15 protein-coding genes and 1 pseudogene are annotated in these 13,059 nt (G+C 69.3%); 3 read left to right on the top strand and 13 right to left on the bottom strand.

Features of this window, described 5'->3' with window-relative positions; translation table 11 throughout:
* Together MMB92_RS18970 and MMB92_RS18965 are read right to left on the bottom strand one after the other, a co-directional pair.
* A pseudogene (locus MMB92_RS18970) lies at positions 1-291 on the bottom strand (transporter); the annotation flags it as partial.
* 184 nt (positions 292-475) lie between these two features.
* The gene (locus tag MMB92_RS18965) at positions 476-829 is read right to left on the bottom strand and encodes a hypothetical protein (RefSeq protein ID WP_043205927.1); all 354 of its coding nucleotides are present in this window, start codon (positions 827-829) and stop codon (positions 476-478) included.
* Between the two features lie 279 nt (positions 830-1,108).
* Here MMB92_RS18965 and MMB92_RS18960 point away from each other — a divergent pair, with 279 nt between their 5' ends.
* Positions 1,109-2,701, top strand: coding sequence for an ATP-binding protein (locus MMB92_RS18960; protein WP_058903964.1), 1,593 nt, complete (start codon positions 1,109-1,111; stop codon positions 2,699-2,701).
* A gap of 4 nt (positions 2,702-2,705) precedes the next feature.
* Here the strand turns inward: MMB92_RS18960 and MMB92_RS18955 are convergent, their stop codons facing one another.
* The 4 genes from MMB92_RS18955 to MMB92_RS18940 form a co-directional block, all read right to left on the bottom strand.
* A complete protein-coding gene (locus tag MMB92_RS18955; RefSeq protein WP_006498383.1) occupies positions 2,706-3,029 on the bottom strand; it encodes a four-helix bundle copper-binding protein in 324 nt (107 codons plus the stop codon).
* Between the two features lie 32 nt (positions 3,030-3,061).
* Positions 3,062-4,267, bottom strand: a complete 1,206-nt coding sequence (locus MMB92_RS18950; protein ID WP_034203647.1) for a zinc-dependent alcohol dehydrogenase — start codon at positions 4,265-4,267, stop codon at positions 3,062-3,064.
* Positions 4,268-4,403: 136 nt separating this feature from the next.
* Positions 4,404-4,874 (bottom strand): membrane protein, encoded by a 471-nt coding sequence (locus tag MMB92_RS18945; protein WP_034203648.1) that lies wholly within the window; start codon positions 4,872-4,874, stop codon positions 4,404-4,406.
* Between the two features lie 31 nt (positions 4,875-4,905).
* Entirely contained in the window at positions 4,906-5,544 is a 639-nt protein-coding gene (locus MMB92_RS18940) for an NAAT family transporter (RefSeq protein ID WP_058903692.1), read from the bottom strand.
* 122 nt (positions 5,545-5,666) lie between these two features.
* On the opposite strand from MMB92_RS18940, the gene MMB92_RS18935 reads away from it, so the two are divergent.
* The gene (locus tag MMB92_RS18935; RefSeq protein ID WP_043205930.1) at positions 5,667-5,885 is read left to right on the top strand and encodes a DUF6566 family protein; all 219 of its coding nucleotides are present in this window, start codon (positions 5,667-5,669) and stop codon (positions 5,883-5,885) included.
* A gap of 49 nt (positions 5,886-5,934) precedes the next feature.
* Here MMB92_RS18935 and MMB92_RS18930 read toward each other — a convergent pair whose 3' ends face one another.
* Entirely contained in the window at positions 5,935-6,312 is a 378-nt protein-coding gene (locus tag MMB92_RS18930) for a DUF5594 family protein (protein WP_034203649.1), read from the bottom strand.
* Between the two features lie 42 nt (positions 6,313-6,354).
* Positions 6,355-7,884: an FAD-dependent oxidoreductase gene (locus MMB92_RS18925; RefSeq protein WP_058903693.1), complete on the bottom strand. Its 1,530-nt coding sequence runs from the start codon at positions 7,882-7,884 to the stop codon at positions 6,355-6,357.
* Between the two features lie 232 nt (positions 7,885-8,116).
* Here MMB92_RS18925 and MMB92_RS18920 point away from each other — a divergent pair, with 232 nt between their 5' ends.
* Positions 8,117-9,277 (top strand): NAD-dependent formate dehydrogenase, encoded by a 1,161-nt coding sequence (locus MMB92_RS18920; protein ID WP_006498390.1) that lies wholly within the window; start codon positions 8,117-8,119, stop codon positions 9,275-9,277.
* Between the two features lie 27 nt (positions 9,278-9,304).
* Here MMB92_RS18920 and MMB92_RS18915 read toward each other — a convergent pair whose 3' ends face one another.
* The 5 genes from MMB92_RS18915 to MMB92_RS18895 all read right to left on the bottom strand — a co-directional run bounded on the left by MMB92_RS18915 (position 9,305) and on the right by MMB92_RS18895 (position 12,750).
* Positions 9,305-10,729 carry a PLP-dependent aminotransferase family protein gene (locus MMB92_RS18915; protein ID WP_034203651.1) on the bottom strand — a complete coding sequence of 475 codons (1,425 nt, stop codon included), beginning with the start codon at positions 10,727-10,729 and terminating at the stop codon, positions 9,305-9,307.
* A 367-nt stretch (positions 10,730-11,096) separates the two neighbouring features.
* Positions 11,097-11,345, bottom strand: coding sequence for a hypothetical protein (locus MMB92_RS18910; protein ID WP_006498393.1), 249 nt, complete (start codon positions 11,343-11,345; stop codon positions 11,097-11,099).
* Positions 11,346-11,380: 35 nt separating this feature from the next.
* Positions 11,381-11,836, bottom strand: a complete 456-nt coding sequence (locus MMB92_RS18905) for a DUF1269 domain-containing protein (RefSeq protein ID WP_048989244.1) — start codon at positions 11,834-11,836, stop codon at positions 11,381-11,383.
* An 87-nt stretch (positions 11,837-11,923) separates the two neighbouring features.
* Positions 11,924-12,376: a phosphate-starvation-inducible PsiE family protein gene (locus MMB92_RS18900; protein ID WP_006498395.1), complete on the bottom strand. Its 453-nt coding sequence runs from the start codon at positions 12,374-12,376 to the stop codon at positions 11,924-11,926.
* Complete coding sequence (locus tag MMB92_RS18895; RefSeq protein ID WP_058903965.1) at positions 12,373-12,750, bottom strand: LysR family transcriptional regulator; 378 nt, start codon at positions 12,748-12,750, stop codon at positions 12,373-12,375. Before MMB92_RS18895 ends, MMB92_RS18900 begins: the two co-directional genes overlap by 4 nt.
* Between the last annotated feature and the right edge of the window lie 309 nt (positions 12,751-13,059).

The following is a 13,059-nucleotide window of genomic DNA, read 5'->3' as shown; positions in this document are numbered from 1 at the left end:
GGGGGTCCGCGCCGGCTGGCGCGCGCCGCCCGGCCAGTCCCGGTCGGCGGCAGCGCGCCGCGGGTCGACCGGGCGCGCGGCGCGCTCGGTCCATTCGCTGCCCCAGTCTTCCGGGCCCACGTCCTCGCTCGCGAAGCGGCGGTAAGCCGATTCGTAGTCTTCTTCCGGCCACCGTGCGGGGTCGTCCGGGATGCCGCGCTCGCCAGCGCCCCGGTACGCGCGTTCGTTGCGCTCGTGCCAGTCGGGCGGGCCACCGCGCTCGCCGGACCGTCCGGGATATCGTCGTTGCATCGTGTCTCTCCTTGATCGCCTGCGCCGCGCACGGCCCCATGCCGCGGCGCGGCGCGCGTCGGTCGGGTGAATGCAAATCGCGTGCCGGCGACATGGCCGTACCGCGACGGTTGCGCGTCGCAGCGCCGGGAAGCCGTCGGGCGCCCCAATCTGCAACGCGATTGCAGTTTTTGCGTGCCGGGCGTCACGGCGCGCCGCCAGGTTCGTCCGGTTCGTCGGTGCGACCGGGCTCGCTCAGCCGCTCGGTGCGGTCCGGCTCGATGTCGGCGCCTTCCTCGAGCGTCGAGTCGCCGTCCGCCGATGCCCGCTCGCCGGTGCCCGCGCGGTCCGTGTCGCTGCCGAGCGCGGCATCGCCGCGTTCGAGCGCGTGATCGTCGAGCGGCGAATCGACGTCGAACGGATGGCGCCGTGCGCCCGCCGTGTCGCTGCCGCTGTCGGACGAGTCGCTCGGACCGAGCGCGCGGCCGTCGCGGCCGCGGCTCGCGTTGTCGTCGTCCGGGCCGGCCGGTTCGTTGTCGGGATTCAGCGTGCTGTTCATGTCGATCTCCTTGCGTGGCTTGCCGCCGCGCGCGGGGCCGGACGACCGGCGCGCGGCGGATGGACCAGCAGGTCGTGCAATCGGCATGCCGGGCCGGCTACCGCCGGTCGCGCCGGCGCCCATCCCGGCGCACGGCACGGCCGATGCGCGCCCATTGATCAGCCGAATCGAGTTCCTTTATCCTTTCGGACGTGCCAATCGCTCCGTATGGCCGCCGCCGGCGCGTCCGGGGGCGGGCCGGCGACCCGCGGCCGCCCGTATTTCCAACTTGCCGCTCCGATGAAGAAAGACGACGCCGATCTCCAACCGCATCCGCCGCCGCCCGGCTTGTCCGATCCGCGCGACCTGCAGCACCGCTTCGCCGAATTCCGGTTCCAGACCGTGGTGGAGTCGATCACCGACTATGCGGTATTCATGCTCGATCCGTACGGCAACGTCGCGACGTGGAACGCCGGCGCGGCGCGCATCAAGGGCTACGACGCGGCCGAAATCGTCGGTCACCATTTCTCGCTGTTCTATCCGACCGACGCGATCGCGGCCGGCCGGCCGTCGCAGGGGCTCGCTCTGGCCGCCGCGCATGGCCATTTCCAGGACGAGGGCTGGCGCGTGCGCAAGGACGGCACGCAGTTCTGGGCGAGCGTGACGATCACGCCGGTGTACGACGCGACGCACGAGCTGTGCGGCTTCATCAAGATCACGCGCGACATGACCGAGCGCAAGCGGCTCGAGGAGCTCGAAGCATCGACGCAGCGGCTCAGCGTGTTCATCGCGACGCTCGCGCACGAACTGCGCAATCATCTCGCGCCGCTGCGCAATTCGGTCGGCGTGCTGCAGAGCCTGTCCGATCCGCCGCCCGCGCTCGCGCAGTGTCGCGACGCCGTGCACCGCCAGGTCGGGCAACTGACGCGGCTCGTCGACGATCTGCTCGACGTCGGGCGCATCACGGCCGGCAAGATCGAACTCGACGCTCGCCCGGTCAGCGTGTGCGACATCGTGTGCCGCGGCGTCGAGAGCATCCAGCCGAAGCTGGCCGCGCGCGGGCAATGGATCCGCGTCGACCTGCCGGCCGACTCCGTGGTGCTGCACGGCGACGACGCACGGCTCGTGCAGGTGCTGCACAACCTGCTCGACAACGCATCGAAATTCTCGCCGCACGGCGGCCGAATCGACGTCGGTGCGCGAATCGAAGGGCCGTCGGTGGCGATCAGCGTCGTCGATCGCGGCGTCGGCATCGCGCCCGGTGCGCTCGAAACGATCTTCGACCTGTTCGAACAGGAAGATGCACCGGGCCGCTCTCCGTCCGGCGGTTTCGGGCTCGGTCTCGCGATCTGCCGGTCGTTCGTCGAACTGCACGGCGGGCGGATCGTCGCGGAAAGCGACGGGCCCGGCCACGGCGCGACCTTCACGGTCTGGCTGCCGATCGCGCACACGATGCGCGCCGAGCGCGCCGCACTGCCCGCACCGGCCGTGCCTGAACAGCCGGCGGACGCGCCGCTGCGCATCGTCGTCGTCGACGACAACCGCGATTCGGCCGATACGCTCGCGGTGCTGCTGCAGTTGAAAGGGCATGCGCCGCGGGTCGCGTACAACGCGGCCGACGCGCTGGCCCTCGCGCGCGACTACCTGCCGCAGCTGATGCTGCTCGACCTGACGATGCCGGACATCGACGGCTTCACGCTGCTGCAGGAATTGCGCGCGATCGACACGCTGCGCGACACGACCTGCGTCGCGCTGTCGGGCCATGCGCGCGCGTCCGACCTCGCGCGCACCGAACGCGCAGGCTTCGACGACCATCTCGTGAAGCCCGTCGAGATGGCCGTGCTCGATGCGTTGCTGCAGCGCGTCGCGCGGCGGGTTCAGGGCACGTCGTAAGCACTCAGGCCATCGCGCGGCACATCGCCGCGCAGGCCTCGCACGCGAGCGCGCAGCGGCGGCAATGCTCGTGCGCATGCCGCGAGCACTCGGCCGCGCACAGGTCGCACGCATGCGCGCACAGCGCGCAAATGCGCGGTGCGAGCCCGCTGCGGCGCGCCATCGCGCCCGATGCGAAGCGGCACAGCTGCGCGCACTCGATGTCGAGCGCAATGCACGCGGCCAGCGCATGCACGTCGCGCTCCGCAAGACAGGATGCCGCACAGGTGTCGCACGCGTGCGCGCAGGCGTCGCACGCGGCCATGCAGTTGTCGTATCGATCGTTCATCGCAATGCTCCCGGTTTCGGTTCGTGTCGTCGTCATGGCGTGAGCTTGACCTTCATCCAGCCCGGCTCGCGCACGTCGAACGCGCGATACGCATCGATCGCGTTCGTCAGCGGCTCGCTGCGCGTGAGCACCGACAGCGGGTCGAACGCGCCGCTGCGCACCAGCTCCACGAGCGGCGGCGTCACCGTCCGGTGATTGCAGTTGCCCATCTTGATCGTCAGGTTGCGGTTCATCGCGTCGCCGATCGGAAACACGCGCGCGGCCGGCGGATACACGCCGATCACCGAGATCGTGCCGGCCTTCGCGACCGCACGCACCGCCCATTGCAGCACCTGCGACGGCCCGTCGCCCGGCACCCAGTTGCGACCGTCCGGCTTGCGGTGCGGCGCGATCGCGTCGACTTCCGCATCGAACGCGCGCGCGGCGTCGCGATCGGCTGCGGCCGGCCCGTGCGTCGCGCGCATCGCGTCGACGCCCACCGCGTCGATCACGCGATCGACGCCGATCCCGCCGGTGAGCCGCAGGATCGTATCGACCGGATCGTCCTCGGAAAAATCGACGATCTCGGCGCCCTGCCCGCACGCCATCTCGAGCCGCGACGCGATCCGGTCGATCGCGATCACGCGCCCGGCGCCCATGAGCTTCGCGCTCGCGATCGCGAACTGCCCGACCGGCCCCGCGCCGAACACGGCGACGGTATCGCCCGGCTTCACTTCCGCGAGCTGCGCGCCGAAATAGCCGGTCGGGAAAATGTCCGACATCAGGATCGCGCGATCGTCGTCGATCGCGTCAGGCAGGCGAATCAGGCTCGCATGCGCAAGCGGCGTGCGCGCATATTCGGCCTGTAGCCCGTCGACCGGGCCCGTTTCCGCCGGCCCGCCGAAGAACGAAGTGCCCGCGCGCGGCCCGCCCGGGTTCGCGACGTCGCATTGCGCGGTGTAGCCCGCGCGGCAGTAGGCGCAGCTGCCGCACGCGATCGTCGACGGAATCAGCACGCGATCGCCGCGCCGCAGGTTGCGCACGTCGCGCCCGACCGCCTCGACGATGCCGACGCCCTCGTGGCCGAGGATCGTGCCCGGCTTCATGCCGCCCAGCGTGCCGCGCACCATGTGCAGATCGGTGCCGCAGATCGCGCTGGCGGTCAGGCGCACGACCGCGTCGGTCGCCGCGGAGACTTCCGGATCGGGCACCGTGTCGATGCGAATGTCGCCGATGCCGTGAAATACGACTGCTTTCATGTCAGGCCCTCCTTGTCGAAAGCGGAAACGGTGAATGAGACCGTCGAGCGAATCGAGCAAGGCGTGCGCCTGTGCGGCGCGCCGTGAGGCACGGACAGGAAGCGCTGCGTTTTCGAGGAGGAATCGAGCCGGCGCGTCAGTCCGTCGCCGGGCCGCTGCCGATGCCGCCGTCGCGCGCGTTCGAGATCGCTTCGACGAGCTTCAGTTCGTCGTCGATCGACAGCGTCGTGTCGACCACGTCACCGCCCAGCGGCCCGAGCGCCGCGCTCAACGCGTAGATGTCGACCTGCGTCGCGGCCAGCCCGAGCGAGACGGTGCCGGGGCGCGCCTTGCGCGCGACGCGATCGGTCAGCGCATCGTCGACCGGCCGCTCGCGCCATGCGTCGAGCGACGATTCGATGTGCGCAACGACGCTGTCGAGCAGCGATCCGGATGCCACGCGGCCCGGATCGACTGCATGCGTGCGCAACTGTCCGTCGGTCGAGCACTCGACGATCACGATCCCCGCGAGCGCGACGACGTGCCGGTCGCGCAGCGTGCCGAGTTCGGCCAGCGCGCGACGCGCCGCATCAAGATCCGGGTAGGACAACACGATCAGCGTGTTCATCAGCGACTCCATGCAATCCGAACGGGCGCGCTCAATGCGGCGGCCCGAACGCGGCTTTCAGGCTCGCGACGATCATCTGCATCGCGATCGCCGCGAGAATCATCCCCATCAGGCGCTGCGTGACAGCCGTCACGCGCGGCGACAGGTAGTGGCCGATCAGCGGCGCCGACAGCAGCGACACGGCCAGCAGCACGAGAAACGCGGCCAGCCCGAGCGCGAACGCGAGTTCCTGCCCGGTCGAGACCGCGCCGTGTCCGAGCACGATCATCGTCGCGATCGTGCCGGGGCCGACCAGCAACGGGATCGTCAGCGGGTAGATCGCGACGCTTTCGGCGGCTGCCGGATCGGCGCCTTCGTCGCTGCCCGGCGCATGCTGGCGGCTCGGCGCGCCATGCAGCATCGACAGCGCGATCAGCAGCACCAGCAGCCCGCCCGCGAGGCGGAAATCGTCGATCGTCAGGCCGAACGCGCGCAGGATCGCGCCGCCCGCGACGGCCGACACGATGCAGCCGACCGTCACGCCGATCGCGGCCGTCAGCGCGACCTTGCGGCGCACGCCGTCCGCCGCGCCTTCGGTCAGCGACAGGAACACCGGGATGTTCGCGATCGGGTTCATGATCGCGAACAGCGCCGCGAATACCTTGATGGAAAAGGTCAGGTCGAAGGCCACAGGGTCGCTCCCGTCTCGCGCGGCACGTGACACGCCCACGCCGGTTCGTTTTCGATGCGCGGCGCACGCCATGCTGATACGATCCACGCACCACGTTCATCCACGACGGAGGGCCCCGCTCGATGCAAGCCACCGACACTTTCATGGGTCACGAAATTCGCGTCGACGCGACGCGCAACGCGAACGGCGCATGGGTCGCGCAGGTGCGGATCTTCCGCGACGGCGCGCCCGTCGACCTGCCCGCGCCCGAACTCGTCACGCCCGAATGGCTGACGTGCGACGAAGCGCTGCGCGGCGGCATCGACCAGGGGCGCGTGATGATCAAGACGCGCGACCGGTAACGCCACCCGGTTCATCGGCGCACGGGCGACCGGCGTCGCGCGATGCACGTCACGCATCGAAATCGAGGTCGCCGATCAGGATCTCGCGATCGCGCTGGGTCCGTGTGCTGAAATCGACCGGCAGCTCCATCTGCCAGCGCTCGATCGTGACCGGCAGCGCCGCGAGATAGCGATCGAAGCGACTGGAGTCGGGCTCGGCCAGCAGGCCGGCGATCGCGTCGTCGCGCCACGCGAGCCGCGCGTTCAACCGGTTCGGCAAGCCGACCGTCGACGTGAGGCCGATCACGTCGATGCAGGTCGGGCTGCCCTGCCCGTCGTGCGGCACGACGTCGACCTCCACTTCGCCGGGCTGGTACAGGCCACGCAGGCGCGTCGCGATGCGCGGCGCGAACTCGGTTTCGAAACGGGCGCGGACGTCGGGGTTCATCTCGCCTCCATCAAGGGTTCGGCAGGTGTCGTCTTGCTGCTTTCATGCGGGCGTCATCTGCCGCTCGAGCGCCGCTTCTGCCTTCAGGTTGTCGAGATCGCGAGCGATCGTCACGACCGCGAGCCGCGTGTTGCCGCGCCAGTACGCGATCGAGCAGTCGTGTGCGCCGAGGTCGCCGTCGATCTCGACGCGATCCCATTGCTCCGCATGCCCGACATAGCGGAGCGTCAGGTCGTAATGCTGGCTCCAGAAAAACGGCACCGCGTCGAACGGCCGCTGCTGGCCGAGCAGGTTGCGCGCCGCGACGATGCCCTGCCGCTCGGCGACGACCCAGTGCTCGACGCGAATCCGCTGGCCCGTCAGCGGATCGGGCCAGCGCGCGATATCGCCGGCCGCATAGATGCCGGGCGCACTCGTCTGCAGGAAGCGGTCGACCGTCACGCCGCGTTCGACCGCGAGCCCGGCGTCCTGCGCAAGTTCGACGTTCGGATGCACGCCGATACCCACCAGCACGACGTCGGCCGGCAGCACGTCGCCGCTCGACAGCGTCACGCTGTCCGGCCCGATCCGCGCGGGCGTCGCGCCGAGATGGAACACCACGCCGTGCGCTTCGTGCAGCGCCTTGATCGTGTCGCCGAGCGCATCGCCGAGCACGCGGCCCATCGGATGCGGATCGGGCGCGACGACGTGCACGTCGAGCCCGCGCGTGCGCAACGCAGCGGCCGCTTCGAGCCCGATGAAGCTCGCGCCGACCACCACGCAGCGGCGCGCGGTTTTCAGCTTCGCGATCAGCACATCGCAATCGGCGCGAGAGCGCAACGTACACACGTGCGGCAGATCGGCGCCGGGCACGTTCAGCTTGTTCGGCTCGGCGCCGGTCGCGAGCAGCAGCGCGCCGTAGTCGACCCGGCCGCCGTCGGCCAGCTCGACCGACCGCTGCGCGGGATCGATGCGCGTGACCCGCGTATTGCAGCGCACGTCGATCCGCTGCTCGGCATAGAACGACGGCGCGCGCAGCGGCAGCCAGTCGGCTTGCGCCGTGCCCGCGAGGTAATCCTTCGACAGATTCGGCCGGTCGTACGGCGGATCGGCATCGGCGCTCAGCAGCGTGATCGCGTGCGGATAGCCTTCCTGCCGCAGCGTCACGGCCGCCGCGATCGCAGCGGCGCCGCCTCCGACGATCACGACCGACGCGGGCAGCCCGGTTGCCTTCAGCGCGGGCGGCACGGCGGCCGGCCGCGCATCGACGACGACCGCGCGGCCGTCGCGCCGCTCGACGCGCCAGCACGGCAGCCCGTCGAGCGCCGGCGCGCGCTCCATCTCACCGGTGCGCAGGCAGAACGCCGCGTGATGCCACGGACAGCGAATCGTGTCGCCGACCAGCAGGCCCTCGGCCAGCGGGCCGCCATAGTGCGGGCATTGCGCGCCCACCGCGAACAGCTCGTCGCCGCGACGCACGAGCAGCACCGCCGCGTCGCCGACATGGCCCTCGATCATCGCGCCGTCGGCGAGATCGTCGAGCGCGACCCCCTGCGTGAGGTCGGGGCGTGAGGACGCATCGCTTCCAGTCATGACGTGGCTCCCGAAAAGTCAGGTAACGATCCCATTATCGACATCCCTCCTGAAAAGAACAGGTACAGACGCCCCGCAGCGCACGCAAACCCGGACTGTAGCTTGTACGCGATCCATGACCGGCGTAGAACGTGATCAACGTTGCGGCGCAACACGGCGGCCGCCTGCGAGGCGCACGACGCGACCCGCGCAAGCCGCGTGCCGCCTTCACCCGTCAAAGGAGCACTACCCGATGGCCACCGTCCTGTGCGTGCTCTACCCCGATCCCGTCGACGGCTATCCGCCGCGCTACGTGCGCGACGCGATCCCGGTCGTCACGCACTACGCGGACGGCCAGACCGCGCCGACACCGGCCGGCCCGCTTGGCTTCCGGCCCGGCGAGCTCGTCGGCTCGGTGTCCGGCGCGCTCGGCTTGCGCGGCTATATGGAAGCGCACGGCCACACGCTGATCGTCACGAGCGACAAGGACGGCCCCGACTCCGAATTCGAGCGCCGGCTGCCCGAAGCGGACGTGGTGATTTCGCAGCCGTTCTGGCCCGCGTACCTGAGCGCCGAACGGATCGCCCGCGCGCCGAAGCTGAAGCTCGCGCTGACGGCCGGCATCGGCTCCGATCACGTCGACCTGGATGCGGCCGCACGCGCGCACATCACCGTTGCCGAAGTCACCGGCTCGAACAGCATCAGCGTCGCCGAGCACGTGGTGATGACGACGCTCGCGCTGGTGCGCAACTACCTGCCGTCGCATGCGATCGCGCAGCAGGGCGGCTGGAACATCGCCGACTGCGTGGCGCGCAGCTACGACGTCGAAGGGATGCATTTCGGCACGGTCGGCGCGGGGCGCATCGGCCTCGCGGTGCTGCGCCGGCTGCAACCGTTCGGCCTGCATCTGCACTACACGCAGCGCCATCGGCTCGATGCGTCGATCGAGCAGGCGCTCGCGCTCACGTATCACGCCGATGCGGCGTCGCTCGCGAGCGCCGTCGATATCGTCAACCTGCAGATTCCGCTGTACCCGTCCACCGAGCGGCTGTTCGACGCGGCGATGATCGCGCGGATGAAGCGCGGCGCGTACCTGATCAACACCGCACGCGCGAAACTGGTCGACCGCGATGCCGTGGTGAATGCCGTCACGTCCGGCCATCTCGCCGGCTACGGCGGCGACGTGTGGTTTCCGCAGCCGGCGCCGGCCGATCATCCGTGGCGTACGATGCCGTTCAACGGGATGACGCCGCACATCTCGGGCACGTCGTTGTCGGCGCAGGCGCGCTATGCGGCCGGCACGCTGGAGATCCTGCAATGCTGGTTCGACGGCAAGCCGATCCGCAACGAATACCTGATCGTCGACGGCGGCACGCTCGCCGGCACGGGCGCGCAATCGTACCGGCTGACGTGACGCCGCGCGCCGCGTTCGGCCGCGCGGTCAGTCGAGGCAGGATGCGGCGAGCTTGCCGACGGTGACGACCGCGCGCTCGATCTCCGGCGACCACGGGCTGCTGTAGTTCAGGCGGATGAAATTCCGGTAGCTGTCCGCGATCGAGAACATGTAGCCCGGCCCGATCGTGATCCCCTGCTCCAGCGCGAGCTGATACAGCCGCATCGCATCGACCTGCACCGGCAGCTCGATCCACAGCACGTAGCCGCCCGCCGGGCTCGAAATGCGCGTGCCTTCCGGAAAGAACCGCGACACCATCGCGCGCATCAGGTTCGCCTGCTGTGCATAGGCCTTGCGAATCCGCCGCAGGTGATGCTCGTAGCCGTCGCGTTCGAGAAACTCCGCGATCGCCAGTTGCGGCAACGACGGCGTCGCCAGCGTATTCAGGAACTTCAGCTTCTCGACCTGTTCGCGGTAGCGGCCCGGCAGCGCCCAGCCGATCCGGTACGCGGCCGTCAGGCTCTTCGAGAACGACGCGCAATGCAGCACGATGCCTTGGCGGTCGAACGATTTCAGCGTGCTCGGATGCATGTTGCCGAAATACAGTTCGTTGTACACGCCGTTCTCGATGATCGGCAGGTCCGCTTTCGTTGCGAGCGCCACCAGTTCGCGCTTGCGCTCGTCCGGCATCTGGAAACCCAGCGGGTTCTGGAAGTTCGGCATCACCATGCACGCGGCGATCGGCTGCGATTTCGCGATCGCGGCCAGCGCCGCGATGTCGATTCCGTATTCCGGATGCGTGGCCACCTCGATCGCCTTCATCCCCATCCGTTCGATCGCGTGCAGCATCGCGTAGAACGTCGGCGATTCCACCGCGATCGTGTCCCCCGGCTTCGCGACCGCCTGCAGGCACAGGTTGATCGCCTCCGTCGCGCCGACCGTCACGATGATCTCGTTCGGGTCCACCGACATCCCGTTTTCCAGGTAGCGCCGCGCGATCTGCCGGATCAGCCGCGGATGGCCCGGCGGCAGCCCGTCGGTCACGCCCCACAGCGACTTGTCGCGGCCGGCCGCGTACGCGTAGCGGTTCAGCTTCTCGAACGGAAACAGGCTCGGGTCCGGATACGGCGAGCCGAGCGGCACCGCGTCGTCCGTGCCGATCGAGCGCAGCGTCGACAGCACGAGCCGGCTCACGTCCACCGACGACGAGATCGCGATCGGCTTCGACGGCCGCAGCTCGCGCACCGGCGCGTGGCTGTCGTCGCGCCGCAGGTTCACGAAATAGCCCGACTGCGGCCGGCTTTCGAGCAGCCCGCGGCTTTCCAGCAGCAGATACGCATGCAGCACCGTCGTGATGCTGATCCGGTGCTGCTGGCTCGCCTGCCGCACCGACGGCACACGGTCGCCGTGTCGATATACCCCTTGCCGAATGAGTCGCTCTACGTCGTTCGCAAATTTCTCGTAGAGCTTCATCCGCCTCGCCCCGCGAGCGATGAACCGGCCTGCGCCGCATGGGCGGCGCGGCCGCGCCGACGCACGAAGCCGGATAGCCGTCGCCGGGTGCGGGTGTCCCGGTTCGAACCTCGTCCGTTACCGAAATTGAAGGCGGATAGCAATGCGAATCTCATCAAGACAAGGTTCGGCATCCTACTGCGTCATTTCGGCGAATGTAAGTGACAGTTTGGCGGGGAAACGTCAAATCCGGCCGGCGTGGTGAACAGATGCGAACGCGGCGAAGCGATCGCGCGGCAGCCGTTCGCCGGGCGCGTGTCGTGACGTATTGCGGACGGCGGAGGACCGGCGGGCAGCGCAGCCCGGCCACGCGCTAGCCCACTCGCCCTCACGCGTCGTCGACGTTGTCCGCGTAGTGGTCGATCGCGACCTTGCACTCGTCGAACACCACCGTCAGCAGCGCGACGTCGTTCGACTCGAGCCACTTGCGGATCTGCAGGAACTGGCTCGTGCCGAGATCGGCGAGGCGGCCCGGATCGTCGGTCGTCACGTCGACGCTCGCGATCGCGCGGTTGCCGGGCAGCGGCGATAGCGTCGCCGCGATGTCGAAGCGGCGGTACGATTGATCGATGCGCATGCGGTTCTCCCGGCTCGGTTCGAAAAGGGGTGGGTTCAGTCGAGCGTCTGGCGAAACACCTTGCCGCCGAATCCCGTCACGACGTTGTCGACCGAGAACGGCGTGTCCTCCCTCGCTTCGAGAATGACCGCGACGCTGCCGGGCACGAGCCGCGCCGCGACCGTCTCGACGAACGTGCCGTCGAGCAGCGCGTTGCCGGCCGCCTGCGCGAGAATGCCGGCGCCCGCGCCGGCCGCCATGCCGGTCACCACGCCGAGCGGCCCGGCGAGCAGGCCGAGCAAGCCGCCCGCGATCGCGCCGATCACCCCGCCCTTGAACGGCCGCGATTCGGCGTCGAGCACCGCGAGCTTGCCGTTCGCGTCCTTCTCGACGACGACGCCGTTCTCGATGTGGAATCCTTCGTTCTTCTCCGACAGCGCGTCGAAATCGTTCGCAGCCTGACGAGCCGTCTCGACGCTGCCGAACACGGCGACGATCAATTGCCTGGTCATGCGACACCTCGCTTGATTGAATGGTGGGGGAACCGCCGCACCGCGCACGACGCGCCGGGGTTCGCTTCGAATGCCGCCCGGGCCGCGTTACTTGCGAGCATGCACGTCGTCCTCGACATCGTCGACGTCCGCCGGAAAGCGATGCTGGCCGAAGCTCAGGATCAGCACGCCGACCGCGAGCAGCACGATCCCGAAGGTCGTCATCAGCATGCGCTCGGGGCTGTCGGTCGCGCCGCGCAGGATCAGGTCGCGCGCGAGCGACGTCATCGCGATGAACAGCGGAAACCGCACCGGCAACCGGCCGAGCCGCAGGTAGCGCAGGTCCATCGCGAGCACTTCCAGATACAGGAACATCAACAGCAGGTCGGTCAGCGACACTTCGCCCGCGAGCACGACCTTCCACGCTTCCTGCGTCATCGCGAACGCGGTCGCCAGCCCGATCACGACCAGCCCGGCCAGCTCGGCCGCGTGAAGGAAATGGCCGAAGCGGCGACGGATGCGCTCGGCGGCCGTATCGGCGGATGCAGTGGACGTATTCAAGGTGTGAGCCGGTGTAGTGTCGTGGGCGCGGCGATCGATGCTCCGTCGCCGCAACGAGGGGTCTCGGGCAACGGAAAGCCCGCGACGGGCGAACGGGAACCCGTTGCGCACGCCTCTGCTCCGCTCGCGCCGGTCGCCTGCGCGACCGCGGACAGCGTGCGCCGGCAACACGCGTAAAACGCGACGCCGGCCTCGGTGCAGACGACATCGTCGCCCGCGCGCGCCAGCAACAACCGGCAGCCGAGATAGCGTTCGAGGCCGTCGAGCCGCGCGCCGACCTGCGCGACGTCGAGCTTCAGATCGGACGCCGCGCCGGACAGCCCGCCGTGCTCGACGATTGCACCGAAAATACGCATCGCTTCCAAAAGGTTCATCATGATGGCCGTCGTCGAGCGGAGCGAACCTAATCTACTGCACGCGACACGCACGCTCAAGAGCACAGCGCCGCGCGCGCCAGGAGTACAGCTGCGCGGGCGCCGCACAAAATCCGGCCCGGTTTGACCCATTCGAATGACAGATCGTCGATACGTGTTCCAAAGACCCGCCGAAGCTGCTAGATTGCATGCTCGACGACGTTACGCGGTGCGGGCAGCCCCACGCGCCGGGCGAACGCGCGGCCACCCCGTCCGCCTCCCCGTCGCGCCGGGAGCCGGCCGCCGCCGCTGCGGCCCGTTGCGCGATGC

The organism is Burkholderia sp. IO2 (genome assembly GCF_029522185.1).
Lineage (GTDB): Bacteria > Pseudomonadota > Gammaproteobacteria > Burkholderiales > Burkholderiaceae > Burkholderia > Burkholderia cenocepacia.
Note: the sequence above shows the minus strand (reverse complement) of the source record. Positions and strands in the feature narration are given on the sequence as shown.